We start from the raw sequence: 24,662 nt of genomic DNA on the forward strand, positions 1-24,662 counted from the left end.
ATGGGGATCAGAGGCCGACGTCCTGGAGGAGGCCAGCGGCCAGCGTCAGACGTGCCACCGAGGTCTCGCCCGTTCCCGCCAGCCGCTGAAGCTGCTCCGAGGCGGCGCGCAGGGCCTCGCCCTGCGAGGCCGCCCAGTCCGCCACGGAATCCTCGCCGCCGCCCTCGCCGAGAGCGAGGATGGTGAGGCGCCGGCGCTCGCGCGCGATCTGGCTGCCGGCGCGCTCGAGCGCCAGGGTCTCGTAGTAGTCGCTCGGGCGGAGCGTCACCAGGGCCTCCTCGAGCCGGCCGATGTGCAGCGCCTGCGTCAGGGCGAAGGTGGCGCGCATCGCCTCGCCGAACGGTCGGCCGGTTTCACGTGAAACACGCTCGACGTCCGGAACCAGGGCGAGGAGCGGCAGGCGGGCGACGCGGGTGGCGAGCTCCTCGGGCACCCCAGCCGCCGTCCACTCGGCCTGGCGCGCGGCGAACTCGGCGCGGGCATGCTCGCTCGCCAGGTCCACCAGCGCGGGGCCGAACTCGGCGGACAGCCGGCGCAGCGCGGCCACAGTCTCGCCGAGGTCGAAGGTGCCCGCACGCGCCAGGCCGGCGACGCCGACCTGCAGGAAGAAGGACACCGCGGCATAGAGGTCGTTCTGCACCGCGCCGGGCAGGCGCGCGTCCAGCGCGTCGATCTCGGCCAGGAGCTCGGCGACCGCGAACCCGTCGGCGATCGCCACATAGGCGGCCGCCAGCGCCGCGCCGGAGCGCCCGGTGGCGTCGCGCAGCACCGTGGCGAAGGACACGCCGAGATGGTTGACGAAGCTGTTGGCGAGGCCCGTGGCCACGATCTCGCGGCGCAGCCGGTGCGCGAGGACGTCGGCCTCGAACTTCTCGCGCAGCGCCTTCGGGAAATAGGCGAGGAGCCGGTCGGCGAGATAGGGATCGTCGGGCAGGGGGCTCGCGACCAGCGCGTTGAACAGGTCGATCTTGGCATAGGCCAGGAGAACCGCGAGCTCGGGCCGCGACAGGCTGGAGCCGCGCGCCCGCAGGTCGGCGATCGCGCCGGCCGATGGGAGGGTCTCGACCTGGCGATCCAGCGCGCCGGTCTCCTCCAGCGCCGCCATCAGCCGGGCCTGGAGCGCGAGGCGCGACACGCCGGCCTTCTCCTCCAGCGAGATCGCCAGCGTCTGGGCGTAGTTGTTGGCGAGGACGAGGTGGGCGACCTCGTCGGTCATCGAGCCGAGCAGCCGGTCGCGCTCCTCGCGCGAGATGCGTCCCTCGGCGAGCGGCTGGCGCAGCGCGATCTTGAAGTTGACCTCGACGTCCGAGGTGTTGACGCCGGCCGAGTTGTCGATCGCGTCGGTGTTGAGGCGCACCCCCGCGCGCGCCGCCTCGATGCGTCCGGCTTGCGTCAGTCCGAGATTGGCGCCTTCGCCGACCACGCGGGCGCGCAGGTCGCGTCCGGTGACGCGCACCGCGTCGTTGGCCCGGTCGCCGACGTCGAGGTTGGTCTCGGTGGAGGCGCGCACATAGGTGCCGATGCCGCCGAACCAGAGGAGGTCGACGGGCGCCTTGAGGATCGCCGTGATGATCTCGGCCGGCGTGCCGGACTGCCGGTCGAAGCCGATCGCGGCGGCCGCCTCCGGCGACAGGCGGATCAGCTTGTCGCGGCGCGAGAAGACGCCGCCGCCCGCCGAGATCGCCGCGCGGTCGAAGTCGGCCCAGGAGGAGCGGGGCAGGGCGAACAGGCGCCGGCGCTCGGCGAAGGCGCGCGCCTCGTCCGGGTTCGGGTCGATGAAGATGTCGCGGTGGTCGAAGGCGGCGACGAGCCGGATCTTCGGCGACAGGAGCATGCCGTTGCCGAAGACGTCGCCCGACATGTCGCCGCAGCCCGCCACCGTGAAGGGCTCGCGCTGGATGTCCCAGGCCCGGCCCTCGCGGCCCATCTCGCGGAAGTGGCGCTTCACCGCCTCCCAGGCGCCGCGCGCCGTGATGCCCATGGCCTTGTGGTCGTAGCCGGCCGAGCCGCCGGAGGCGAACGCGTCGTCCAGCCAGAAGCCGCGCGCGCGGGCCACGGCGTTGGCCGTGTCGGAGAAGGTCGCCGTGCCCTTGTCGGCCGCCACCACGAAATAGGGGTCGAGGTCGTCGTAGGCGACGACGCCGGTCGGCGTCACCGTCTCGCCGGTGGGCTCGATATTGTCGGTGACCGACAGGAGCGAGGCGATGAACACCACGTAGGCCGAGCGGCCGCTCTCGAACCAGGCCTCGCGGCTGGCGGGGTCGGCGAGGCGCTTGGGATAGAACCCGCCCTTGGAGCCCACCGGCACGATCACCGCGTTCTTGACCTGCTGGGCCTTCACCAGGCCGAGGATCTCGGTGCGGTAGTCCTGCGAGCGGTCGGACCAGCGCAGGCCGCCGCGCGCCACCGGGCCGAAGCGCAGGTGGACGCCCTCGACGCGCGCATCGAAGACGAAGATCTCGCGGAACGGCACCGGGGCGGGGATGCCCTCGATGCGGTGCGGGTCGATCTTGAGCGCTAGCGCGGGCTTCACCGCGGTGGGCACCGAGTTCGGCTCGGCCGAGACCTCGGGAACGGCGTAGAAGTTGGTGCGCAGCGTGGCGAGCACGGCGCCGGTCAGGCGGCGCACCACGCGGTCCTCGTCGAGGCTGGTGATCGCGTCGAGCGAGCGGCGCAGCGAAAGGAGGGGGCCGAGCGCCCCGCGCGCGGCCGCGTGCTCGGCGTCCGCGTCGCCCTCGAGCTCCGCCGGCAGGGCCTCGGGACGCCGCTCGCGCGCCGGATCGAAGGCACAGGCGAAGAGGTCGACCAGCGCGCGCGCCACGTCCGGCTGGCGCTCCAGCACCTGCGCGATGAACTCGGCGGCGGTGGCAAAGCCCGTCTGGCGCAGGTAGCGGGCATAGGCGCGCAGGAGATTGGCCTCGCGCCAGTCGAGCCCGGCCGCGAACACCAGCGCGTTGAAGGCGTCGTCCTCGATGCGCCCGTCCACCACGGCCTGGAGCGTCGCCTCCAGCGCCAGGCCCTTGTCGGTCGGCGCCGCGAAGGTGCTGGATCGCGGGATCAGCTCCATGTCGTGCAGCCAGACATGGGCGCCGTCGGCGCGCACGATCTCGTGCGTCTGCTCGGCGAGCGGCGAGAAGCCCATGTTCTCCAGGATCGGCACCCGGCGCGACAGGGGCAGCGCCGCGCCGAGATGGAAGATCTTGAGGCGCAGCGAGGCGTCGTGGTCGCCCTCGCGGCGGTAGAAGTCGATGCCGAGCGGCGAGCCGGCGCGCAGGTCCAGGATGCGCGCGGCGTCCTCCACCGCCTCCTCCGGGTCCACCGCGTCGCGGTAGCCGCCGGGCAGGCCGGGGGCGAGCGCCGTCAGCTCCGCGATGCGCCCGGCGCGCGCGGCGGCGCGCTCGAAGGCCAGCGACCAGTCGCGCGCGATCGCGGCGATCTCCGCCTCCAGCAAGGCCTCGTCGGGCTCGGGCGTCGGGCCGCCGGTGCGCCCGATGATGAAGTGGATCGTGGCGAGCGCGCCTTCGGGGAAGTTCGGGTAGTAGGCCGAGACGTGGCCGTCGTAGCGGGTCGCGAGCAGCAACCCGATCTCGTCGCGCAGGCGCGCGTCGTAGCGCTCGCGCGGCACGAACACGAGCACCGAGACGAACCGGTCGAACCGGTCGATGCGCGGCAGGACGCGGATGCGGGGCCGTTCGCCGAGCTCGGTGACGATGCCGGCGAAGCGCTCCAGAAGATCGACCTCGATCTGGAACATCTCGTCGCGCGAATAGGTCTCCAGCGCCACCGCCAGCGCCTTGCCGGAATGGGAGCCGGGCGGCAGGCCGAAACGCTCGGTGACGGTGGCCGCCTTGGCCCGCAGGTAGGGGATCGCGGCCAGGGGCTGGGTGTAGGCGCTGGAGGCGAAGAGGCCCACCACGCGCAACTCGCCGGACAGGCGGCCGGCCGCGTCGCGCAGCTTGATGCCGACATAGTCCATGTAGCTGCGCCGGTGGACGCGCGAGCGCGTGTTGGCCTTGGCCACGATCAGCGGCTCGGGATCCTCCAGGAAGGCGCGCAGCTCCGGGCTCGGCGCCTCGGCCGCGCCCTCGCGGCGCAGGACCCGCACGGCCGGGTCGCGCAGGATGCCGAGCTCGCTTCCCTCGACGCGCCGCAGCGCCTCGCCCTCGGAATGGTAGGCGAACTCGCGAAGGCCGAGGAAGATGAAGTTGCCCGCGCAGAGCCAGTCGAGAAGCGCCGCGCCCTCGCGGTCGGCGGCGGCCGCGCCGGGCTCCCCTTGCGCGGCGGCGCGCGCCTCGATGGTGCGGGCGGCGGCCTCGACGCGCCCGCGCATGGCGGCGAAGTCGGCATTGGCCACGGCGACGGCCGCCAGGATCTCCTCCAGGCTGCGGGCCAGCGCCTCTTCGCCGGCCGGGTCCGGCATCGGCTCGATCACCACCTGGATCAGGCTCACCGGGTCGCCGCCGGCCACCCCCGAGCGCCGCTCGGCGAAGCCGGCGGGCGCCCCGTCCGCGCCTCGCTCCACCAGGAGGATCGGGTGCGAGATCTCGTGCACGGCGGGCGCTCGGTCGGCGATCTCGGCGATCGCGGAATCGAACAGGAAGGGCATGTCGTCGTGGGCGATGGTGATCGCGGTCACCGGCTCGCCGGCGCGCAGCTCGCCGCGCAGACGCCGCACCGAGACCACGGTGCGGCCGGGCCGGTGGCGCTCCAGCACGGCCACGGCCTCTTCGGCGAGCCGTGCGAGGGCCTCCGGCGCAAAGGCGGACAGGTCCTCGGCGGGGGGGCGTGCGAACAGGAGCGGCGCCAGGCGCGCGCCCGTCCCCCCGTCGGGCAGGTGGGCCAGAGCCCCGGCGAGGATCCGGTTCTTGGTCGGGTTCGGCTCGGTCGCCATGCGTGTTCCCCTTGAGACGTCGGTCGGCCCGGCCCCCACGGTCGCGTCGTGGGCCGGAGCGAATCACCTCGTCGGCCCGAGACGGGACCATGGGGGCCGGGCGAGGGCAACCATGCTTATAGGGCGCCGGGCGCGCATGTCCCGGCCCCCTGCGCGGCGGTCCCCCGTATTGCTCTCGTCCTGCTTTTGCGCCACGGTCCGGCCCATGACGAACCCCTCCGACGACCGGGCCCGGCAGCGCGAGGCCGAGGCCATCCTGCGCCGCGTGCGCCAGGAGACCGAGCCCCAGACCGGCGCGGCGGCCGAAAGCATGGCGCGGGGCCTCGTGCGCCATTTCTGGGCGGGCGACGCGGATCCGGCCGACCGGATGGAGGTGATCGGCACGCGCATCGGCCGGCTCGCCGGACTGCTCGCCTTTGTGGGCCTGGCCATCGGCCTCGCCTTCCAGCTTTCGTCCCACTGAACGGAGCCGATGACCCTTCCCGCTTCCCCTGCCGGCGGGGACAAGCCGGCCGTCCTGTCGATCTCCAGCCACGTCGCGCGCGGCACGGTGGGCAACCGCGCCGTGGTGTTCGCGCTGGAATCGCTCGGCCATCCGGTCTGGTCGGTGCCCACCGTGACGCTGCCCTGGCACCCAGGCCACGGTCCGGCGACGCGCATCGTGCCGGAACCCGCGGCCTTCGCCGCCTTCGTGGACGACCTGATCCGGGCGCCCTGGCTCGGCGAGGTGGGGGCGGTGATCAGCGGCTATTTCGGCGCCGGCCACCAGGTGGAGCCGGTGGCCCGGCTGGTGGATGCCGTGCGCCGGGCGAACCCGCGCGCCGTGTATCTGTGCGACCCGGTGCTGGGCGACGGCGGGGAGGCGGGTGGACGGCTCTACCAGCCGGCCGAGACCGTGGCGGCGATCCGCGACCTCCTGGTGCCGCGCGCCGACATCGCCACGCCCAACCGCTTCGAGCTGGAGTTCCTCACCGGCCTCGAGTTCTCCACCAACGCGCATCTGGTGGAGGCGGCGAGCGCGCTCGGGCCCGCCCGGGTCGTGGTCACCTCCGCCTTTCCGCTGCTGCGCGGGGGGATCGGCAACCTCCTGGTGGAGGACGGCACGGCGGTGCTGGCCGAGCACCGCCGCATCGAGGGCGTGCCCAACGGGCTCGGCGACCTCACCGGGGCGGTGTTCCTGGCGCGCGTGCTGTCGGGGGCCACCGGCGAGAAGGCCCTGCAGGGCACCACGGCTGCCGTGTTCGAGATCCTCGCCCGCACCACCAAGCGGGGCAAGGACGAGCTGACGCTGGAGACCGACGCCGACAGCCTCAAGACGCCGATGGCCATGGTGCAGATGCGCCGGCTGGCGCCGGCCGGGGGCGGGCGGCGGGCGTGAGGACGCTGGCGGGCGTCGACGGCTGCCGGCGGGGCTGGCTGGCGGCGGTGGCGCACGGCGACGGTCGGCACGAGCTGCGGGTCTTCGCGAGCCTCGCGGCGCTGCTCTCGGCCCTGCCGGCGGACGCGCTGATCGCGGTGGACATGCCGATCGGCCTGCCGGAGCGGATCCGGGGGCCGGGGCGGGCGGCCGAGCAGGCGGCGCGCCCGCTTCTCGCGCGCCGCAGCGCCAGCCTGTTCTCGATGCCCGCGCGCTCCGCCGTGGAGGCCTGGAACGGGCCGCACGGCTCGGCGGCCGAGCGCGCCGCCGCCCATGCGCGGGCCAGCGCCCTGGCGCGCGCCGCCTCGGAGCCGCCGCGCGGGGTCTCGCGCCAGGGCTTCATGCTGTTCCCGCGGATCCTGGAGATCGACCGGCTGCTGCGCGCCGATCCGGCCTTGCGCGCCCGCGTGTTCGAGAGCCATCCGGAAACCGCCTTCGCCGTTCTGAACGGCGCGCAGCCCATGGCGCATCCCAAGAAGCACGGCGGCCGCGCGTCGGGGCCGGGCATGGCGGAGCGGCGCGCGCTGCTGGCGGCGCACGGCGTTCCGGCGGCGCTCCTGGCGGCGGCGCGTCCCGCCGGGGCGGGCGAGGACGACCGGATCGACGCCTGCGCCATGCTGCTGGTGGCCCGGGCGATCGCGGCCGGGCGCGCCCGCTCGCTTCCCGAGCCGCCCGAGCGCGACGCGCACATGCTGCCGATCGCGATCTGGGTCCCCCGCGCGCCCCTGTGCAGTGCGGAAGAAACTGGTCTAGAAGCGTTGCAAACCAGCGACGGAGCGATGATGACCCTTCTGCCCGATACCCTCCTGTCCGGCTACCGCAGCTTCGTGCAGGGCCGCTACCTCCAGGAAACGCAGACCTACCGGGCGCTGGCGCGCGACGGGCAGACGCCCGAGACCATGGTGATCGCCTGCTGCGACTCGCGCGCCGCGCCCGAGACGATCTTCGGCGCGGGCGCAGGCGAGCTGTTCGTGGCGCGCAACGTCGCCAACCTCGTGCCCCCCTACAATCCGGACGGCGAGTTCCACGGCACCTCGGCGGCGCTGGAGTTCGCGGTGCAGGCGCTCAAGGTCCGCAACATCGTGGTGATGGGCCACGGTCGCTGCGGCGGCATCAAGGCGGCGCTCTCGCCCGGCAGCGAGCCCCTGTCGCCCGGCGACTTCATCGGCAAGTGGATGAGCATCCTCCAGCCGGTGGCCGAGACGGTGGCCGCCAACGCGCTGATGACCAGCGGCGAGCGCCAGACCGCCCTGGAGCGGATCTCGATCCGCACCTCGATCGCCAACCTGCGGACCTTCCCCTACATCGCGGCGCGCGAGCGGGCGGGCGAGCTGCGCCTCTGCGGCGCCTGGTTCGACATCTCCACCGCCGAGCTCTGGGCGATGGACCCGGAGACCGGCGACTTCCAGCGTCCGCTGGTGGACGTGGAGGACGCGGTGATCTGAGGCGCGGTGCCGGCGGGGGCGCCGGCCCGCGGGCGTGGCGCGGCGGCCACAGAATCGGCCGCGCGGGCGGCATTTGCCGAGGCCTCGCTTGCGAAACATGGTAAACGCCCTTTCTAGAGCCAGTGATGCGGACGACGCGCCGGCGGCGCGCGGCAACCAACGGATGGGGAACGGGGATGACCCAGATGATCAGAATGGGCCTCGGCCTTGCGGCGGCCTTGGCCCTGGCGGGCTGCCAGTCGGCCGCGCCCTCCTTCGGCGGCGGGAGCAACGTGCGCAGCCCGGCGCCGCTGCGGCCCGCCCCGACCGGACAGGTCTATTCCAACCAGCTTCCGCCCCCGCCGCCGCCGCCCGCCGCGCCGATGACGCCGACGACGCCCCCGGCGGACGCCGCAGCCGCCGGCGGCCAGACGCCGCCCACCCAGACCGCCTCGGCCGGGCCGGTGACGCGCGAGGGCCTCGTGGGCGCCTGGCGCGTCTCGTCGGGCGGCGGCAACTGCCAGATCTTCATGGCGCTGACGCAGTGGACCGGCGGCTATCGCGCCGCCTCGCGCGGCTGCCCCGGCCAGGTGGCCGACGTGTCCGCCTGGGACGTCTCGGGCAGCCAGGTGGTGCTCAAGGATTCCTCCGGCTCCACCGTGGCGACGCTAAGCAACGCCGGCGGTACCCGCTACGAGGGCACCACCAGCGGCGGCCAGTCGGTCAGCCTCTACCGCTGAGGCGCTGCGCCGCGCGCCGGCCCCGGCCCGCGCGGCGCCCGCTTCCGCCCGGCGACGCCCGACCGTCGTCGCCCCGGCCTCTCCCCCGGGGCCGCCCGGGCCGCACTTCCGGAAGGTCCTGACGATGCCGCATCAAGGCTACGGCCCCGTGGGAGGCGAGCGCGGGCCGGTGCGCGCCGAGCTGGCGCGGCGCGTCGCGGCGGGAACGCTGCGCGAGGACGCGGTGCAGGCCGGCATCGCCGACCGGCTGGACCGGCTGTGGCGCGAGCTTCGCGAGGCGGCGCTGCCCGCCAAGTCCAGCGCGCTGGGCTGGCTGTTCGGCCGGCGCGAGCGGCCGGCGGCGCCGCGCGGCGTCTACATCCACGGCTCGGTCGGTCGCGGCAAGTCCATGCTGATGGACCTGTTCTTCGACACGGCCCCGCTGGAGCGCAAGCGCCGCATCCACTTCCACGAGTTCATGGCCGAAATGCACGGGCGCATCAACGCCCACCGCGCCGCCGTGAAGGCGGGCGAGGCGCGGGGCGACGATCCGATCCCGCCGGTGGCGGAGGCCGTGGCGGCCGAGACGCGGCTCCTGTGCTTCGACGAGTTCACGGTCACCGACATCGCCGACGCGATGATCCTGTCGCGCCTGTTCGACGCGCTGTTCGCCCGCGGGCTGACGCTGGTCGCGACCTCCAACGTGGCGCCCGACGATCTCTATCGCGACGGGCTGAACCGGCCGCTCTTCCTTCCGTTCGTGGAGACGCTCAAGGCCCATACCGACATCCTGTTCCTGGACGCGCCCACCGACTACCGGATGGAGACGATCGGGGCGGGCGACCTCTACGTCACGCCGCTGGGGCCGGACGCCGATCGCCGGATGGACGCGCTGTGGCGCTCGATCCTCGGCGGTGCCGCCGAGCGGGCGGAGACGCTGCCCTTTCGCGGGCGCTCGATCGCCGTGCCGCGCGCCGGCGCCGGGGCCGCGCGCTTCGGCTTCGCCGACCTGTGCGCGAGGCCCCTCGGCGCGGCGGACTTCCTGGCGCTCGCCGCGCGTTTCCACACGGTGGTCGTGGACGGGGTGCCGGTGATCGGCGCGGCGGAGCGCAACGAGGCGAAGCGCTTCATTCTCCTGGTGGATACGCTCTACGACGCGCACCGGCGGCTGGTCGTCTCGGCCGCGGCACCCGCCGACCGGCTCTATCGCGCGCCGAGCGGCACGGAGGCCTTCGAGTTCGATCGAACCGTGTCGCGGCTGATCGAGATGCGCTCCGACGCCTATCTGGCGGAGGCGGAGCGGCGCCGGACCGGCGGGGAGCACACAATGACGCCCGCCGGCGCGTGAAAATTTCGCCACGCGGCGTCGTCCGGCCTTCCCCTTGGAATCACGTCGGGAACTGAGTGACGCTTACGTAAGCCCCACATTGCCTAACCGGTTGAATTTGCTTGTCGCCGTTTTGTGACCATTGCACGGGCGGGCCAGTCGGGCTATCCCCGTCGCGCGACGCACGGGCCCTGCCGCGTCCGCTCCGTTCCGGCGGCGCGCGGCGGGTCTTCCGTGCCCGGCGGGACCGACGGCCCTGCCGATCGAAAGGGGACCAAGGGCGCCCGATGACGAGACACCATCCGCAGGTCCAGCCGACGTGTCGCCCGTGCGCGCCCGTCCGCCGGACGGCAGGCGTCCGCCGCGCCCCCGGCCCTCGTCCTTCGTTCCTCGCATCCATCCGAGACGGGAAGCTTTCATGAACATCCACGAATACCAGGCCAAGCAGGTCCTCAAGGGCTTCGGCGCCCCGGTCGCCTCGGGCGTCGCGATCACCAGCGCCTCCGAAGCCGAGGCCGCCGCCCGGCAGCTTCCCGGTCCCCTCTACGTGGTGAAGTCGCAGATCCACGCCGGCGGCCGCGGCAAGGGCAAGTTCAAGGAACTCGGCACCGATGCCAAGGGCGGCGTGCGCCTCGCCAAGTCCGTGGAGGAGGCCGTCGCGCACGCCACCGAGATGCTCGGCAACACGCTCGTCACCGCCCAGACGGGCGACGCCGGCAAGCAGGTGAACCGCCTCTACATCGAGGATGGCGCCGACATCGCGCGCGAGCTTTACTGCTCGCTCCTCGTCGACCGCTCGGTCGGCCGCGTCGCCTTCGTGGTCTCGACGGAAGGCGGCATGGACATCGAGGCCGTCGCCCACGACACGCCCGAGAAGATCATCACCGTCGCGATCGACCCGGCCGCCGGCGTCACCGACGCCGACGTCGCCAAGATCTCGGACGCCTACGGCCTCGACGGCGCGGCCCGCGAGGACGCCAAGTCGCTCTTCCCGGCGCTCTACAAGGCCTTCACCGACAAGGACATGGCGCTCCTCGAGGTGAACCCGCTCATCGTCATGACGGACGGCCACCTGCGGGTGCTGGACGCCAAGGTCTCGTTCGACGGCAACGCGCTGTTCCGCCACGACGACATGAAGGCTCTGCGCGACGAGACCGAGGAGGACGCCAAGGAGATCGAGGCCTCCGCCTGGGACCTCGCCTATGTCGCGCTCGACGGCAACATCGGCTGCATGGTGAACGGCGCCGGTCTCGCCATGGCGACGATGGACATCATCAAGCTCTACGGCAAGGAGCCGGCGAACTTCTGCGACGTCGGCGGCGGCGCGTCGAAGGAGAAGGTCGCGGCGGCCTTCAAGATCATCACGGCCGATCCGGCGGTGCAGGGCATCCTCGTCAACATCTTCGGCGGCATCATGCGCTGCGACGTGATCGCGGAAGGCGTTGTCGCCGCCGTGAAGGAAGTCGGCCTGAAGGTGCCGCTGGTCGTGCGCCTCGAGGGCACGAACGTCGACCTCGGCAAGCGGATCCTCAACGAGAGCGGGCTCGCCATCACGGCCGCCGACGACCTCGACGACGCCGCGCAGAAGATCGTGGCCGCGGTCAAGTAACCGCCCCGTCCGCTGCCGTTCGATCCCCTTTCGGAGTCCAAGAAGACACCATGTCCATCCTCGTCGACAAGAACACCAAGGTCCTCGTCCAGGGCCTGACCGGCAAGACCGGCACTTTCCACACCGAGCAGGCGCTCGCCTACTACGGCACCAAGATGGTGGGCGGCATCCACCCGAAGAAGGGCGGCGAATCCTGGTCGTCGGGCGTCGACGGCACCTCGCTGCCGATCTTCGCGAGCGTCGCCGAGGCGCGCGAGCGCACCGGTGCCGACGCGTCGGTGATCTACGTGCCGCCGGCGGGCGCGGCCGACGCCATCATCGAGGCGATCGAGGCCGAGGTGCCCTTCATCGTCTGCATCACCGAAGGCATTCCGGTGCTCGACATGGTGCGCGTGAAGGCGCGTCTTGAAAAGTCGAAGTCGCGCCTTCTCGGCCCGAACTGCCCCGGCATCCTGACGCCCGAAGAGTGCAAGATCGGCATCATGCCGGGCTCGATCTTCAAGAAGGGCAATGTCGGCATCGTGTCGCGCTCCGGCACGCTGACCTACGAGGCGGTGTTCCAGACCACCAACGAGGGCCTTGGCCAGACGACGGCCGTCGGCATCGGCGGCGATCCGGTGAAGGGCACCGAGTTCATCGACGTCCTGGAGATGTTCCTCGCCGACGAGGCCACGCAGTCGATCATCATGATCGGCGAGATCGGCGGCTCGGCGGAAGAGGACGCCGCCCAGTTCCTGATCGACGAGGCGAAAAAGGGCCGTAAGAAGCCGATGGCCGGCTTCATCGCCGGCCGTACGGCGCCCAAGGGCCGCACCATGGGCCACGCGGGCGCCGTGGTTTCGGGCGGCAAGGGCGACGCGGAGTCCAAGATCGCGGCCATGGAGGCGGCGGGCATCCGCGTGTCGCCCTCGCCGGCTCGTCTCGGCAAGACGCTGGTGGAAGTGCTCAAGGGCTGAAAACCGCCGACCAAACGGGCGCGATCATTCGATTTTTAACGGTCGCGCCCCTATCTGGCCGGATTGATACGTGAATGGAGCCGCGCGGCGTTCGGGCCCCGCGCGGCCGCCCCACCCGGGGCGCCTTCCAGCCGAACGCGTTCGAGTGAGCGGCGGAGAGCTCGAGAAGTCCTCCGCCTCCGATCATCTTTCAGGGAGACGGCGCCCGCCACCGGCCGGGGGCCGCTTTGTCATCATCATGGCACGCAATCCGGCGAACGAGACCTTCGCGGCGACCTCTTTCCTCTACGGCGGCAACGCCGACTACATCGAGACGCTGGCCGCCGCCTACGAGCGCGACCCGTCGTCGGTGCCGGCCGAGTGGCGCGAGTTCTTCGGCCAGGTCGCCGACGACAAGGCGACCGTGGTCAAGAACGCGGAGGGGCCGTCCTGGGCGCGGGCCAACTGGCCGGTGACCCCGAACGGCGAGCTCGTCGCCGCGCTCGACGGCAACTGGAGCGAGGCCGAGATCCGCGTCGAGCGGAAGCTGCGCGACAAGGCGGCCGCCGCGCCCAAGGGCGAGGCCCCGTCCGAGGCGGCGATCCTCCAGGCGACGCGCGACTCGGTTCGCGCCCTGATGCTGATCCGCGCCTTCCGCGTGCGCGGCCATCTCCACGCCCGGCTCGACCCGCTCGGCCTCGCCGCCCCCGAGGACGACTACAACGAGCTTTCGCCGGAGAACTACGGCTTCACCGAGGCCGACCTCGACCGCCGAATCTTCATCGACAACGTGCTCGGCATGGAGTTCGCGACCGTCCGCCAGATGGTCGAGATCCTGAAGCGCACCTATTGCGGCACGGTCGGCGTCGAGTTCATGCACATCTCCAATCCCTTGGAGAAGCAGTGGATCCAGGAGCGCATGGAAGGGCCCGACAAGGGCGTCGAGTTCACCGACCAGGGCAAGCGCGCCATCCTCAACAAGCTGATCGAGGCCGAGGGCTTCGAGAAGTTCCTGGACGTCAAGTACAAGGGCACCAAGCGCTTCGGCCTCGACGGCGGCGAGGCGCTGATCCCCGCGCTCGAGCAGATCATCAAGCGCGGCGGCCAGATGGGCCTCAAGGAGATCGTGCTCGGCATGGCCCATCGCGGCCGCCTCAACGTCCTCTCCCAGGTGATGAACAAGCCGCGCCGGGCGATCTTCCACGAGTTCAAGGGCGGCTCCTACAAGCCGGAGGACGTCGAGGGCTCGGGCGACGTCAAGTACCATCTCGGCGCCTCGTCGGACCGCGAGTTCGACAACAACAAGGTGCACCTGTCGCTCACCGCGAACCCGTCGCATCTCGAGATCGTCAACCCGGTCGTGATGGGCAAGGCGCGCGCCAAGCAGGACCAGCTCGGCGGCGGGCGCACGCGCACCGAGGTCGTGCCGCAGGAGGTGCGCAACCAGGTGCTGCCGCTGCTGATCCACGGCGACGCGGCCTTCGCCGGCCAGGGCGTCGTGGCGGAGTGCTTCGGCCTGTCGGGCCTCAAGGGCCACCGCGTCGGCGGCACGCTGCACTTCATCATCAACAACCAGATCGGCTTCACCACCAATCCGCGCTTCTCGCGCTCCTCGCCCTATCCGTCCGACGTCGCCAAGATGGTCGAGGCGCCGATCTTCCACGTCAACGGCGACGACCCGGAAGCGGTGACCTACGCGGCCAAGATCGCGATCGAGTACCGCCAGACCTTCCACAAGCCGGTGGTGGTGGACATGTTCTGCTACCGCCGCTTCGGCCACAACGAGGGCGACGAGCCCGGCTTCACGCAGCCGATCATGTATCGCAAGATCCGCGAGCATAGGACGACGCTGGAGATCTACGCGAAGAAGCTCGCCGAGGCGGGCGTCCTCGCCGAGGCCGACGTCGAGGCCCGCAAGGCCGAGTTCCGGGCGCAGCTCGATTCGGAATACGACGCCGGCCAGAGCTACAACCCGAACAAGGCCGACTGGCTGGACGGCGCCTGGTCGGGCCTGCGCCGGGCCGACGACGAGGACGAGCAGCGCCGCGGCGTCACCGGCGTGCCGGTCAAGACGCTCAAGGAGCTCGGCCAGCGGCTCACCGAGGTGCCGGAGGGCTTCGAGGTCCACAAGACCATCGGCCGCTTCCTGGACAACCGCGCCAAGGCGATCGAGACCGGCGAGAACCTCGACTGGGCGACCGGCGAGGCGCTGGCCTTCGCCTCGCTGCTCGCCGAGGGCACGCCGATCCGCCTGTCGGGCCAGGATTCGGAGCGCGGCACGTTCTCGCAACGCCACTCGGTCCTCTACGACCAGCGCGACGAGAGCCGCTACATCCCGCTCAGCCACCTCGCCAAGGGGCAGGCGAACTACGAGGTCATCAACTCGATGCTCTCGGAGGAGGCCGTGCTCGGCTTCGAATACGGCTACTCGCTCGCCGAGCCCAACGCGCTGACGCTCTGGGAAGCCCAGTTCGGCGACTTCGTGAACGGCGCGCAGGTCGTGATCGACCAGTTCATCTCGAGCGGCGAGGCCAAGTGGCTGCGCATGTCGGGCCTCGTGATGCTGCTGCCGCACGGCTACGAGGGCCAGGGGCCGGAGCATTCCTCGGCGCGCCTGGAGCGCTTCCTGCAGGCCTGCGCGCAGGACAACATGCAGGTCGCCAACTGCACCACGCCCGCCAACTACTTCCACATCCTGCGCCGGCAGATGAAGCGCGACTTCCGCAAGCCGCTCATCCTGATGACGCCGAAGTCCCTCCTGCGCCACAAGCGCGCCACCTCGGACCTCGGCGAGATGGCGGGCGACACCTCGTTCCACCGCCTCCTGTGGGACGACGCCGAGATGAAGCCGAACTCGGTCACGGTGAAGCTGCGCAAGGACAAGGACATCCGCCGCGTCGTCCTGTGCACCGGCAAGGTCTACTACGACCTCCTGGAGGAGCGCGAGAAGCGCGGCGTCGACGACATCTATCTCCTGCGCGTCGAGCAGCTCTATCCGTTCCCCGCCAAGGCGCTCATCAACGAGCTGTCGCGCTTCCGGCAGGCGGAGATCGTGTGGTGCCAGGAGGAGCCCAAGAACATGGGCGCCTGGAGCTTCATCGAGCCCTACCTGGAATGGGTGCTCGACCGCATCGGCGACACCAAGCGCCGGGCGCGCTATGCCGGGCGCCAGGCCGCGGCCTCGCCGGCCGTGGGCACCATGTCCAAGCACGTCGCGCAGCTCGAAGCCTTCCTGGAGGAGGCCCTGGGAGACGCGGCGGCCTGACGGCCGCCCCTCCCGCGCTTTCCGTCCCCACACCCCTTTCCCCCGTGAGAATCCGATGAGCACCGAAGTCAAAGTCCCCACCCTCGGCGAATCCGTCACCGAGGCCACGATCGGCCAGTGGTTCAAGAAGGCGGGCGACACCGTCGCGCAGGACGAGACGATCGCCGAGCTGGAAACCGACAAGGTGACCGTGGAGGTCCCGGCCCCGGCCGCCGGCGTGCTCGCGGAGATCCTGGTCAAGGAAGGCGAGACGGTGGAGGTCGGCGCGCTGATCGCGACCATCGGTGAGGGCGCGGCGGCGCCCAAGGCGGACGCCGCCAAGGCACCCGCGCCCAAGGCGCCCGAACCGGCCGCCACCGAGGGCTACGGCAACGCCGCCAAGGCGCCCGCGGCGCCCGCCGCCGCCAGCGGAGCGCAGCCCGCGCCCGCCGCCGCCAAGATGATGGCCGAGAAGGGCCTGTCGGCCTCCGATGTCGAGGGCTCGGGCAAGCGCGGCCAGGTGCTCAAGGGCGACGTGATCGACGCCATCGCCAAGGGCGCCTCGGCGCCTGCCGCCGCCAAGGCGCCCGCCGCGCCCCGCGCGCCCTCGTCGGCCGACGACGCGCCGCGCGAGGAGCGCGTGCGCATGACCAAGCTGCGCCAGACCATCGCCCGGCGCCTCAAGGACGCGCAGGACACGGCGGCCATGCTGACCACCTTCAACGAGGTGGACATGACGGCGGTCATGGAGCTGCGCAAGAAGTACAAGGACCTGTTCGAGAAGAAGCACGGCGTGAAGCTCGGCTTCATGGGCTTCTTCACCAAGGCGATCACCCACGCCCTGAAGGAGATCCCGGCGGTGAACGCCGAGATCGACGGCACCGACATCATCTACAAGAACTACGCCCATGTCGGCATGGCCGTGGGCACCGACAAGGGCCTCGTGGTGCCGGTGATCCGGGACGCCGACCAGATGTCGATCGCGGAGGTGGAGAAGGAGCTCGGGCGCCTCGCCAAGGCGGCGCGCGACGGCCAGCTCACCATGGCCGACATGCAGGGCGGCACCTTCACCATCACCAACGGCGGCGTCTACGGCTCGCTGATGTCGACGCCGATCCTGAACGCGCCGCAGTCCGGCATTCTCGGCATGCACAAGATCCAGGAGCGGCCGATGGCCGTCGGCGGCCAGGTCGTCATTCGCCCGATGATGTATCTCGCCCTGTCCTACGACCACCGCATCGTCGACGGCAAGGAGGCCGTGACCTTCCTGGTGCGGGTCAAGGACTCGCTGGAGGACCCGGAGCGTCTGGTCCTCGACCTCTGAGCCTCGAGGGGCGAGGCCGGGAGACCGGCCCGCCCGTCTGCGGCCCGCAACTCGTGAACGGGGACAGCGCATGAACGACCTCGGCGTCATGATCGTCACCGGCGGCTCGCGCGGCATCGGCGCGGCGACCGCCCGCCTGGCGGGGGCCGCCGGCTACGCCGTGCTCGTGAACTACGCCGCCGACGCGGCCGCCGCCGCGGCCGTCGCCGAAGCGATCCGCGCGGCCGGAGGCCGGGCCGAGACGGCGCGGGGCGACGTGGGGTCGGAGGCTGACGTCCTCGCCCTGTTCGAGGCCGCCGACCGGATGGGGCGCCTTGCCGCCCTGGTCAACAACGCCGGCGTCGTGGACCAGCCGTCGCGGGTCGCCGACATGAGCCTTGCCCGGCTCGAGCGCATGTTCCGCATCAACACGATCGGCTCGGTGCTGTGCGCGCGCGAGGCGGTGCGGCGCATGTCCACCACCCGGGGCGGCCGGGGCGGGGCGATCGTCAACCTCTCCTCCGCCGCCGCCAAGCTCGGCGCGCCCGACCAGTATGTCGACTACGCGGCCGCCAAGGGCGCGATCGACGCCTTCACCGTGGGCCTCGCCAAGGAGGTCGCGGCCGAGGGCGTGCGCGTCTGCGCCGTTCGCCCCGGCATCATCGAGACAGATATCCACGCGTCCGGCGGGCTGCCCGACCGCGTGGCGCAGCTCGCGCCCAGCCTGCCGATGCGCCGACCGGGCAGCGCCGACGAGGTCGCCCGCGCGATCCTGTGGCTGGCCTCGCCGGAGGCCAGCTATTCCACCGGCGCGATCCTCGACGTGTCCGGCGCCCGGGCGATCCTGCCCTGATGGCGGCCCCCCGGCGCATCCCGCCGGCCGCGCTCGCGGCGGCGCTGGTCCTTGTCGGCGCGGCGGCGCCCGCCGCGGCGCAGGAGGCGCCCGCCTATCGCGACGACCGCTCGACCCCGGAGGCCGTGGTGGAATCGCTCTACAACGCCGTGGAGCGCCGCGAGTGGGCGAGGGCCTATTCCTATTTCCGCGACGAGGCCGACCGGCCCTTCGCCGAGTTCGCGGCGGGCTACGCCGACACGCGCCATGTCCGCCTGAAGCTCGGCACGGCCACGAGCGAGGGCGCGGCCGGCTCGCTCTACTTCCGCCTCCCGGCGGTGGTGGAGGCCGAGACCGCCGCGGGAACCCGCGTCTTCGCGGGTTGCTACACGCTGCGCCTCGCGCAGCCCGCCGCGCAGATCGAGCCGCCTTTCCGGCCGATGGGCATCGCCGCCGCCACGCTCCGGCAGGTGCCGGACGGGTTCGAGGCGGCGCGCGGCCGGTGCGACGAGGCGGGCACGCCATGACGCACGCCGTTTCCTTCGCGTCGCGCCGTCCCAAGTCCTTGCGGGAGAGAGGCGGCTCGCGCCTCGCAGCGGAGGCCCGACGCCCATGACTTCCCTTCCCACCGAACTCGTCCTCCTCGGCTGGTCCGTGGTGCTTCTGGTCGCGCAGATTATGCTGCAGGGCCATCTGGCGACGCGCGAGCGCGGGCTCGGCTGGAACGCGGGCCCGCGCGACGGCGACGCCAAGCCCCTCGGCCTCCACGCCGGCCGCGCGCAGCGGTGCCTTGCCAACTTCCAGGAAACCTACCCCGCCTTCGTGGCGCTCGCGCTCGGCCTCGCGGTGGCCGGGCGCACCGGCGGGATCGGCGAATGGGGCGCCATCCTCTGGTTCGCCGCCCGCATCGTCTACGTGCCGCTCTACCTCGCGGGCGTCCCCTATCTGCGCAGCCTCGCCTGGGCCCTGTCCATGCTGGGCCTGCTCCTGATGCTGATCCGCTTCCTCTGAACCACCCGAAACCCGAGAAGACCAAGACCCATGTCCGACACGTCCTCCTTCGATCTCGTCGTCATCGGCTCCGGCCCCGGCGGCTATGTCGGCGCCATCAAGGCCGCCCAGCTCGGCCTGAAGGTCGCCGTGGTGGAGAAGCGCCAGACCTACGGGGGCACGTGCCTCAACGTCGGCTGCATCCCGTCCAAGGCGCTGCTGCACGCCTCCGAGATGTTCGCGGAAGCCGGCCATTCCTTCGCCGACCTCGGCATCAAGGTCTCGCCCGAGCTCGACCTCGCGACCATGCTCGGCCATAAGGACAAGACGGTGAAGGCGAATGTCGACGGCGTCGCCTTCCTGTTCCGCAAGAACAAGATCGAGGGCGTCGCCGGGACGGGCCGCATCGTCAAGGCGGGCGAGGTCGAGGTGACGGGCGAGGACGGCGCCCGGCGCACGCTGGCGACCAAGGCGATCTGCATCGCGACCGGCTCGGCCGTGGCCGGCATTCCGGGCCTCGACGTCGCCTTCGACGGCGAGACGATCGTCTCCTCCGACCACGCGATCGCGCTGCCGAAGGTGCCGGCGAGCATGGTCGTGGTCGGCGGCGGCGTGATCGGGCTGGAGCTCGGCTCGGTGTGGTCGCGTCTGGGTGCCCGCGTCACCGTGGTGGAGTATCTCGACAAGATCCTCGGCCCGATGGACGGCGAGGTCTCCGCGCAGTTCCAGAAGCTCCTGGTGAAGCAAGGCTTCACCTTCAAGCTCGGCGCCAAGGTGACCGCGATCGCCAAGACCGGGTCGGGCGCGGCGGTCACCTTCGAGCCGGCCAAGGGCGGCGAGCCGGAGACGCTGGAGGCCGAGGTCGTGCTCGTCGCCACCGGCCGGCGCCCCTACACCGACGGGCTCGGCCTCGACGAGGCGGGCGTCGCCCGCGACAAGGCGGGCCGCATCGAGATCGACGCGCACTACCAGACCAGCGTGCCCGGCATCTACGCCATCGGCGACGTGGTGAAGGGTCCGATGCTCGCCCACAAGGCCGAGGACGAGGGCATCGCGCTGGCCGAGATCCTGGCCGGTCAGGCGGGCCACGTGAACTACGGCGTGATCCCCTCCGTGGTCTACACCTCGCCCGAGATCGCCTCGGTCGGCAAGACGGAGGAGGAGCTGAAGGCGGACGGCGTCGAGTACAAGGTCGGCAAGTTCCCGTTCATGGCGAACGGGCGCGCCCGCGCCATGCTGCACACCGACGGCTTCGTGAAGGTTCTGACCGACGCGCGCACCGACAAGGTGCTGGGCGGCCACGTCGTCGGCTTCGGCGCGGGCGACATGATCGCCGAGATCGCCGTCCTGATGGAGTTCGGCGGTTCGGCCGAGGATCTGGCACGCACCTGCCACGCCCATCCGACGATGTCGGAGGCCGTGCGGGAGGCGGCCTTCGCGGCCTTCGCCAAGCCGATCCACGTCTGAGCGCGCCGCGCCCGGCACGGGCGCGACGGGGGCGGGGGAAGAAACGCGAAGGGGCGGCGCATCCGGTGCGCCGCCCCTTCGCGCGTGTCAGGCGTTGCCGCCGGTCCAGAAGCCTTGGTCGAGGGGCATGCGCGCGACCTCGTGCCGCTCGCCGTCGAGCACGCGGGCATGGTCGCCCCAGCCGTCCTCGAAGCCCGAGCGGGTCAGCACCTCGCGCACCGCACCCACGGCCTGCTGGTCCGTCACCGCGTTGATCGCGTCGTGGAACGACCCCGGCACCCAGGCCGACCCGTCCACCCGTCCCGTTTCGATCCGGTATCGCGACATCCGTTCATCCTCCCGAGATGGAACACCGGGGAAGTGTGGACCCAACCGGCCCCGCTGTCACCTTTCCAAATCGTCAGGAACGCCGCCCCTCCCGGCAGCGGCGATAGGCGCGATCGCCCTCGCGCTCGGCCTGGATGCGCGCCAGCGCGTTGGAGCCGAAGCCGTCGCGCGCGTCGGACAGGTTCTCGTAGGCGTTTCGCGCGGTCTGGTCGGCGTAGTTGTCGCAGCCGGGCCGGACCGGCGGGCGATAGGAGGTGGGCGCGAGCCCGATCGGCGGCGCGGCGCCGGGACGCCCGTCGAAGGCGGGCCCGTCCACGGCGGTGCAGCCGGCGAGCGCGAGCGTGGCGAGAAGCGGCAGGGCGAGGGCAGGGCGCATGGAGGCGGCTCCGGATGGCATGGGCCGCGCGGGCGGCATGGGCTGCGCGGCCGCCGAGGGTTCGGGGGGAAACTCGCGCCCGGCCCCGCCGGTTCCGGTCGCACCCCGCCGCGCTCAGTCGGCGCGCGTCACCGTCCAGCCGGCGCGCGCCAGCGCCGCGACGAGGCCCGTCTCGCCCGGCAGGTGGAGCGCGCCCACGGCGACGAAGCGCCCGCCCTGCGCCAGCAGCGGCTCGAGCCGTTCGGCCATCAGCGCGTTGCGCCGGTGCACGACCCGGTCCTCGAAGGCCTGGGTGACGGCGAGCGAGCGCGCGTCGTCGGTCCCCGAGGGAAGGGCGCGCTCGGTGGCCGGGCCGATCAGCGCGATGCGCCCCCCGAGATAGAGCTCGATCATGGTCTCGAAGATGTCGGGCAGGCGGTCGGCGAGTTCGACGCTCGCGACCAGGTTGTCGGCCTGGAGGTCGAGCGGCATGGAGGCCAGCGCCTCGAGCTGCTCGGCGGCCGTTTCCAGCGCGTCCAGCGGGAGGCCCTCGGCCCGCGCCCGCTCGGCGATCGTCACGTCGAGGACCTTGGCGCCGCCCGCCGCCCGGCGGGTCTCGCAGTCCGGCATCATCAGCCCCGCCGCGACGAACCAGGGCTGAAGCCGGGCCGCGGCGGCGGGGGGCGTGCCGCGTGCCTCCAGCGCCGGAGCGACGCGGGCCATGCCGTCGGGGCCGAGCACGTCGGCGAGCGTGCGGCCGGCGGGCAGCGTGGTGAGGTCGGTGCGCGACAGCAGCGTCGCGCCCATCCGGCGGGGGTCGAGAATGTCGGTGGTCTCGATCACCACCCCGCGCGCCCCGGCAAGGGCGGCTTCCGCCGCCGGCGGCAGGGCGAGGACGCGCGGGTCCGACAGGTGCATGGTGCCGAACAGGAACGAGGGCGCGAGGCCCGCGCGCTCCACGCGGAACAGCCGCCCTTCGCCATGCGCGGTCGCGCCGGCCTCCCGCTCCAGCTCCGCCATCTCGCCGCTCGCCACGAGGCCCGGCAGGAGGCTCCGCCCTTCGCGGCAGGCCACCGCCTCTTCGGGCCGCTCCCCCGCGTCCGCGGCCGACACCGCGGCCGCCGCCAGAAGCGCGGCGCACAGGAGAAGCGGGAACAGGTGCGGCAGCGCCGAGAGGATCAGCGGCAGCACGCTGCGGAAGGGGCGTTTCGTCATCGGACCTCGAGTTCGGGTGCGCTCCCCGCGCCGGTCCGGCCGGCGGCGGCCGAAGCACGGTCGGGACGCCGCGTCGCTACGCGGTGTAGCGGAGAAATCCGACGAAATGCTGAAGGCCGACGCCCGGGCGTCAGCCGGCGCGGGCGCGCCGGGCGCGCGGATGGGCCGCCTCGAAGGCCTGGAGGAGCCGCCCTCCGTCCACCGCGGTGTAGATCTGCGTCGAGGACAGCGAGGCGTGGCCGAGAAGATCCTGGATCGTGCGCAGGTCGCCGCCCTTGGCGAGGAGGTGCGTCGCGAAGGAGTGGCGCAGCGCGTGGGGCGTGGCCGAATCGGGAAGGCCGAGAAGGCCGCGCAGCCGCGCCATCTCCGCTTGCACGATCTGCGCCCGCAAGGGGCCGCCGCGCGCGCCGCGAAACAACGGCGTGCCGGGCGCGAGGTCGAAGGGGCAGAGGCGGCGATAGGCGGCCACCGCCTCCAGCACGGCCGGCAGCAGCGGCACCAGGCGCTGCTTGCGCCCCTTGCCGGTGATGGCCATTGAGCGCGCCGCCGCGTCGCGCAGCGCGTCGCCCTCCAGCCCCAGCGCCTCGGAGATGCGCAGGCCGCAGCCGTAGAGCAGCGTCAGCACCGCGACGTTGCGCGCGGCGATCCAAGGCTCGGCGGCCATGGCGCCCGCCTCCTCCGTGACCGCCAGCGCGTCGACCACCGCCAGCGGGCGCGGGAGGGACTTGGGCTGGCGCGGCGCGCGCATGGCGGCTGGCCCGGCCGAGGAGGCAAGGCCCTCGCGTTCCAGGTGGCGCACGAAGGAACGGATGCCAGAGAGGATCCGGTTGAGGCTGCGCGGCCCGATCCCCTCCCGCCGCCGCTCGGCCAGGAAGGCGCGCAGGTCCGTCGCCGCGAGGGCCGCGAGGTCGCCCGGCTCGGCCGGACGGCCGTGGTAGCGGCCGAGGAAGCCTAGGAACTGGCGGACGTCCCGTTCGTAGGCCTCCACCGTGAGCGCGCCCGCGTGGCGCTCCACCGCCAGCCGCTCCAGCCAGGCGGTCTTCAGCGCGAGAAGCGCGGGGGTCGCCGGGACGGGGAGGGGCTCGGTCATGCGTGGGGCCTTCGGAGGGTCGCGCGATCGGACCACCTCAGCGCGCGAAGGTAAAGGGAGCGTTGCCGCTGGACGAACGGCGCGGCGGGTCCATTTCGTGGGACGAGCGTTTCGGCCAGCGACGGCCGGATCGGACAACAGCGGTCGCCCCCGGCGGCCCCCGAAGGGAACGAGATCCATGAAACGTCATGCAACCGCCATCTGGAACGGCGCCCTCGCGGACGGGCGCGGCACGCTGACCACGCAGTCCGGCGCGCTCGATTCGCAGGGCTATTCGTTCAAGGCCCGCTTCGAGGACGAGAGCGGCAAGTCGGGTACCAACCCGGAGGAACTCCTCGCCGCCGCCCATGCCGGCTGCTTCGCCATGCAGCTCTCGCATTTCCTGGCCGAGAACGGCACGCCGGCGGACGAGCTGAAGGCGCGCGCCGTGGTGAGCGTCGAGCCGGTGGACGGCGGCTTCGAGGTGCGCTCCTCCCGGATCACGCTGGAGGCTCGCGTCCCCGGCATCGAGGAGGCGACCTTCCGGGAGCTGGCGGAGAAGGCCAAGAGCGGCTGTCCGATCTCCAAGGCGCTGGGCGCCATCGAGGTCGCGCTCGACGCCAAGCTGGTCTGAGCGACGAACCGACGCGCGACGCGGGCCCGTCCGGCGGACGGGCCCGCGTCGCCTCAATCCCGGCGGCGCCTGCGTCCGTAGAGCTCCAGCCGGTGGAACACGATCTCGTAGCCGAGCGAGCGGGCGACCTCGTCCTGGAGCGCCTCGATCCGTTCGGACGAGAACTCGATCACGTCGCCCGTGTCGAGGTCGATCAGATGGTCGTGATGCGCCCCGTCCGCCTGCTCGAAGCGCGAGGGTCCGTTGCCGAAGGCGTGACGGTGGATCGCGCCCTTCTCCTCCAGGAGCCGCATCGTCCGGTATACGGTGGAGAGCGAGATCGACGGGTCCACGGCGGAGGCGCGCCGGAAGATCTCGAGCGCGTCCGGATGGTCGGGGTGGTCCCGCAGGATCGCCAGGATCGTGCGGCGCGGCCGGGTGATGCGCACGCCCGCCTCGCGCAGGAGGGTCTCGTAGTCCAGCGTGGCCGCGTCGGGCGGCGAAGGGCGGGTCGTCGTCATGAGCCGTTTCATAGACGATCGACGGAAGGGGGAAAACGGGGAAGCGCGGACGGCTGCCTCACGAGGCTTCGATCCGCATGGTTCGGCTTCCGGGGGCGGCATGGACCGCAGAGTATCGTCCCCCGTCCCGTCTGATGACGTTCGGATGATGGTTTTCGGACGGTGTGATGACGGGTATGTTGGGTGCAAGCGGTTGTTCCGATGCGGGTTTCCGATTTTCTCCTGGGTTTGGCGTTTTTTCCGGTTGACCGTTGGGTGTTGGCTCCCCTATAAGCCGCTTCACGACGACGGCGGAGGCGCCGGGGGCGGATGGGCTGGACCGGAAGGTTTGGTTGATTGGCCGGGAAGTTGAGCCAGCGGTTAGGGTCCTGGGGTTATCCGGGGTTTTGGCTGCCTGGCTCGGT

Annotated in this window: 20 protein-coding genes and 1 pseudogene; 15 read left to right on the forward strand and 6 right to left on the reverse strand. The window is 72.1% G+C overall.

The features are described 5' to 3' along the window. Window positions 1-7: 7 nt before the first annotated feature. A complete protein-coding gene (locus tag D3218_RS05520; protein ID WP_119538881.1) occupies window positions 8-4,891 on the reverse strand; it encodes an NAD-glutamate dehydrogenase in 4,884 nt (1,627 codons plus the stop codon). A 205-nt stretch (window positions 4,892-5,096) separates the two neighbouring features. On the opposite strand from D3218_RS05520, the gene D3218_RS05525 reads away from it, so the two are divergent. From D3218_RS05525 to lpdA, 14 genes and pseudogenes are all read left to right on the forward strand, one after another. Beyond that, on the forward strand, window positions 5,097-5,354 hold the full coding sequence (locus tag D3218_RS05525) for a hypothetical protein (RefSeq protein WP_119538882.1): 258 nt from the start codon (window positions 5,097-5,099) through the stop codon (window positions 5,352-5,354). 9 nt (window positions 5,355-5,363) lie between these two features. Then, the gene (gene pdxY, locus D3218_RS05530) at window positions 5,364-6,269 is read left to right on the forward strand and encodes a pyridoxal kinase PdxY (protein ID WP_119538883.1); all 906 of its coding nucleotides are present in this window, start codon (window positions 5,364-5,366) and stop codon (window positions 6,267-6,269) included. Beyond that, a pseudogene (locus tag D3218_RS05535) lies at window positions 6,266-6,976 on the forward strand (DUF429 domain-containing protein); the annotation flags it as partial. The gene pdxY and the pseudogene D3218_RS05535, both read left to right, overlap by 4 nt. Before the next feature lie 114 nt (window positions 6,977-7,090). Further along, on the forward strand, window positions 7,091-7,753 hold the full coding sequence (locus D3218_RS05540) for a carbonic anhydrase (protein ID WP_119538946.1): 663 nt from the start codon (window positions 7,091-7,093) through the stop codon (window positions 7,751-7,753). Between the two features lie 176 nt (window positions 7,754-7,929). Beyond that, window positions 7,930-8,472 (forward strand): protease inhibitor Inh/omp19 family protein, encoded by a 543-nt coding sequence (locus tag D3218_RS05545; RefSeq protein ID WP_210209638.1) that lies wholly within the window; start codon window positions 7,930-7,932, stop codon window positions 8,470-8,472. A 124-nt stretch (window positions 8,473-8,596) separates the two neighbouring features. Continuing rightward, window positions 8,597-9,799 (forward strand): cell division protein ZapE, encoded by a 1,203-nt coding sequence (gene zapE / locus D3218_RS05550; protein WP_119538885.1) that lies wholly within the window; start codon window positions 8,597-8,599, stop codon window positions 9,797-9,799. A gap of 397 nt (window positions 9,800-10,196) precedes the next feature. After that, a complete protein-coding gene (gene sucC / locus D3218_RS05555; RefSeq protein ID WP_119538886.1) occupies window positions 10,197-11,387 on the forward strand; it encodes an ADP-forming succinate--CoA ligase subunit beta in 1,191 nt (396 codons plus the stop codon). A 50-nt stretch (window positions 11,388-11,437) separates the two neighbouring features. Next, window positions 11,438-12,343: a succinate--CoA ligase subunit alpha gene (sucD, locus tag D3218_RS05560; RefSeq protein WP_119538887.1), complete on the forward strand. Its 906-nt coding sequence runs from the start codon at window positions 11,438-11,440 to the stop codon at window positions 12,341-12,343. A 238-nt stretch (window positions 12,344-12,581) separates the two neighbouring features. Further along, a complete protein-coding gene (locus tag D3218_RS05565; protein WP_119538888.1) occupies window positions 12,582-15,587 on the forward strand; it encodes a 2-oxoglutarate dehydrogenase E1 component in 3,006 nt (1,001 codons plus the stop codon). A gap of 55 nt (window positions 15,588-15,642) precedes the next feature. After that, on the forward strand, window positions 15,643-16,890 hold the full coding sequence (odhB, locus tag D3218_RS05570; protein ID WP_119538889.1) for a 2-oxoglutarate dehydrogenase complex dihydrolipoyllysine-residue succinyltransferase: 1,248 nt from the start codon (window positions 15,643-15,645) through the stop codon (window positions 16,888-16,890). Window positions 16,891-16,960: 70 nt separating this feature from the next. After that, a complete protein-coding gene (locus D3218_RS05575) occupies window positions 16,961-17,722 on the forward strand; it encodes an SDR family oxidoreductase (protein WP_119538890.1) in 762 nt (253 codons plus the stop codon). Then, window positions 17,722-18,228: a hypothetical protein gene (locus tag D3218_RS05580; RefSeq protein ID WP_245414927.1), complete on the forward strand. Its 507-nt coding sequence runs from the start codon at window positions 17,722-17,724 to the stop codon at window positions 18,226-18,228. Before D3218_RS05575 ends, D3218_RS05580 begins: the two co-directional genes overlap by 1 nt. An 85-nt stretch (window positions 18,229-18,313) precedes the next feature. Next, window positions 18,314-18,712, forward strand: coding sequence for an MAPEG family protein (locus D3218_RS05585; protein ID WP_119538891.1), 399 nt, complete (start codon window positions 18,314-18,316; stop codon window positions 18,710-18,712). A 30-nt stretch (window positions 18,713-18,742) separates the two neighbouring features. Beyond that, a complete protein-coding gene (lpdA, locus tag D3218_RS05590; RefSeq protein ID WP_119538892.1) occupies window positions 18,743-20,158 on the forward strand; it encodes a dihydrolipoyl dehydrogenase in 1,416 nt (471 codons plus the stop codon). An 87-nt stretch (window positions 20,159-20,245) separates the two neighbouring features. On the opposite strand, the gene D3218_RS05595 is transcribed toward lpdA, so the two are convergent. The 4 genes from D3218_RS05595 to D3218_RS05610 all read right to left on the reverse strand — a co-directional run bounded on the left by D3218_RS05595 (window position 20,246) and on the right by D3218_RS05610 (window position 23,145). Next, window positions 20,246-20,485: a hypothetical protein gene (locus D3218_RS05595; RefSeq protein WP_119538893.1), complete on the reverse strand. Its 240-nt coding sequence runs from the start codon at window positions 20,483-20,485 to the stop codon at window positions 20,246-20,248. Window positions 20,486-20,558: 73 nt separating this feature from the next. Further along, on the reverse strand, window positions 20,559-20,861 hold the full coding sequence (locus D3218_RS05600; RefSeq protein WP_119538894.1) for a hypothetical protein: 303 nt from the start codon (window positions 20,859-20,861) through the stop codon (window positions 20,559-20,561). A gap of 114 nt (window positions 20,862-20,975) precedes the next feature. After that, window positions 20,976-22,055, reverse strand: coding sequence for a TraB/GumN family protein (locus D3218_RS05605; protein WP_119538895.1), 1,080 nt, complete (start codon window positions 22,053-22,055; stop codon window positions 20,976-20,978). 130 nt (window positions 22,056-22,185) lie between these two features. Continuing rightward, a complete protein-coding gene (locus D3218_RS05610; protein ID WP_119538896.1) occupies window positions 22,186-23,145 on the reverse strand; it encodes a tyrosine recombinase XerC in 960 nt (319 codons plus the stop codon). Window positions 23,146-23,323: 178 nt separating this feature from the next. On the opposite strand from D3218_RS05610, the gene D3218_RS05615 reads away from it, so the two are divergent. Further along, on the forward strand, window positions 23,324-23,758 hold the full coding sequence (locus D3218_RS05615) for an OsmC family protein (protein WP_119538897.1): 435 nt from the start codon (window positions 23,324-23,326) through the stop codon (window positions 23,756-23,758). A 53-nt stretch (window positions 23,759-23,811) separates the two neighbouring features. Here the strand turns inward: D3218_RS05615 and D3218_RS05620 are convergent, their stop codons facing one another. Next, window positions 23,812-24,258 carry a Fur family transcriptional regulator gene (locus D3218_RS05620; protein ID WP_119538948.1) on the reverse strand — a complete coding sequence of 149 codons (447 nt, stop codon included), beginning with the start codon at window positions 24,256-24,258 and terminating at the stop codon, window positions 23,812-23,814. Between the last annotated feature and the right edge of the window lie 404 nt (window positions 24,259-24,662).

The organism is Aureimonas flava (assembly GCF_003583935.1).
Taxonomy (GTDB): Bacteria; Pseudomonadota; Alphaproteobacteria; order Rhizobiales; family Rhizobiaceae; genus Aureimonas; species Aureimonas flava.

Bases quoted from the DNA above. Each gene is read 5' to 3' on its own strand.
- D3218_RS05520 (WP_119538881.1), bottom strand. From the start codon at position 4,891: ATGGCGACCGAGCCGAACCCGACCAAGAACCGGATCCTCGCCGGGGCT.
- D3218_RS05525 (WP_119538882.1), top strand. From the start codon at position 5,097: ATGACGAACCCCTCCGACGACCGGGCCCGGCAGCGCGAGGCCGAGGCC.
- pdxY (WP_119538883.1), top strand. From the start codon at position 5,364: ATGACCCTTCCCGCTTCCCCTGCCGGCGGGGACAAGCCGGCCGTCCTG.
- D3218_RS05540 (WP_119538946.1), top strand. From the start codon at position 7,091: ATGACCCTTCTGCCCGATACCCTCCTGTCCGGCTACCGCAGCTTCGTG.
- D3218_RS05545 (WP_210209638.1), top strand. From the start codon at position 7,930: ATGACCCAGATGATCAGAATGGGCCTCGGCCTTGCGGCGGCCTTGGCC.
- zapE (WP_119538885.1), top strand. From the start codon at position 8,597: ATGCCGCATCAAGGCTACGGCCCCGTGGGAGGCGAGCGCGGGCCGGTG.
- sucC (WP_119538886.1), top strand. From the start codon at position 10,197: ATGAACATCCACGAATACCAGGCCAAGCAGGTCCTCAAGGGCTTCGGC.
- sucD (WP_119538887.1), top strand. From the start codon at position 11,438: ATGTCCATCCTCGTCGACAAGAACACCAAGGTCCTCGTCCAGGGCCTG.
- D3218_RS05565 (WP_119538888.1), top strand. From the start codon at position 12,582: ATGGCACGCAATCCGGCGAACGAGACCTTCGCGGCGACCTCTTTCCTC.
- odhB (WP_119538889.1), top strand. From the start codon at position 15,643: ATGAGCACCGAAGTCAAAGTCCCCACCCTCGGCGAATCCGTCACCGAG.
- D3218_RS05575 (WP_119538890.1), top strand. From the start codon at position 16,961: ATGAACGACCTCGGCGTCATGATCGTCACCGGCGGCTCGCGCGGCATC.
- D3218_RS05580 (WP_245414927.1), top strand. From the start codon at position 17,722: ATGGCGGCCCCCCGGCGCATCCCGCCGGCCGCGCTCGCGGCGGCGCTG.
- D3218_RS05585 (WP_119538891.1), top strand. From the start codon at position 18,314: ATGACTTCCCTTCCCACCGAACTCGTCCTCCTCGGCTGGTCCGTGGTG.
- lpdA (WP_119538892.1), top strand. From the start codon at position 18,743: ATGTCCGACACGTCCTCCTTCGATCTCGTCGTCATCGGCTCCGGCCCC.
- D3218_RS05595 (WP_119538893.1), bottom strand. From the start codon at position 20,485: ATGTCGCGATACCGGATCGAAACGGGACGGGTGGACGGGTCGGCCTGG.
- D3218_RS05600 (WP_119538894.1), bottom strand. From the start codon at position 20,861: ATGCGCCCTGCCCTCGCCCTGCCGCTTCTCGCCACGCTCGCGCTCGCC.
- D3218_RS05605 (WP_119538895.1), bottom strand. From the start codon at position 22,055: ATGACGAAACGCCCCTTCCGCAGCGTGCTGCCGCTGATCCTCTCGGCG.
- D3218_RS05610 (WP_119538896.1), bottom strand. From the start codon at position 23,145: ATGACCGAGCCCCTCCCCGTCCCGGCGACCCCCGCGCTTCTCGCGCTG.
- D3218_RS05615 (WP_119538897.1), top strand. From the start codon at position 23,324: ATGAAACGTCATGCAACCGCCATCTGGAACGGCGCCCTCGCGGACGGG.
- D3218_RS05620 (WP_119538948.1), bottom strand. From the start codon at position 24,258: ATGACGACGACCCGCCCTTCGCCGCCCGACGCGGCCACGCTGGACTAC.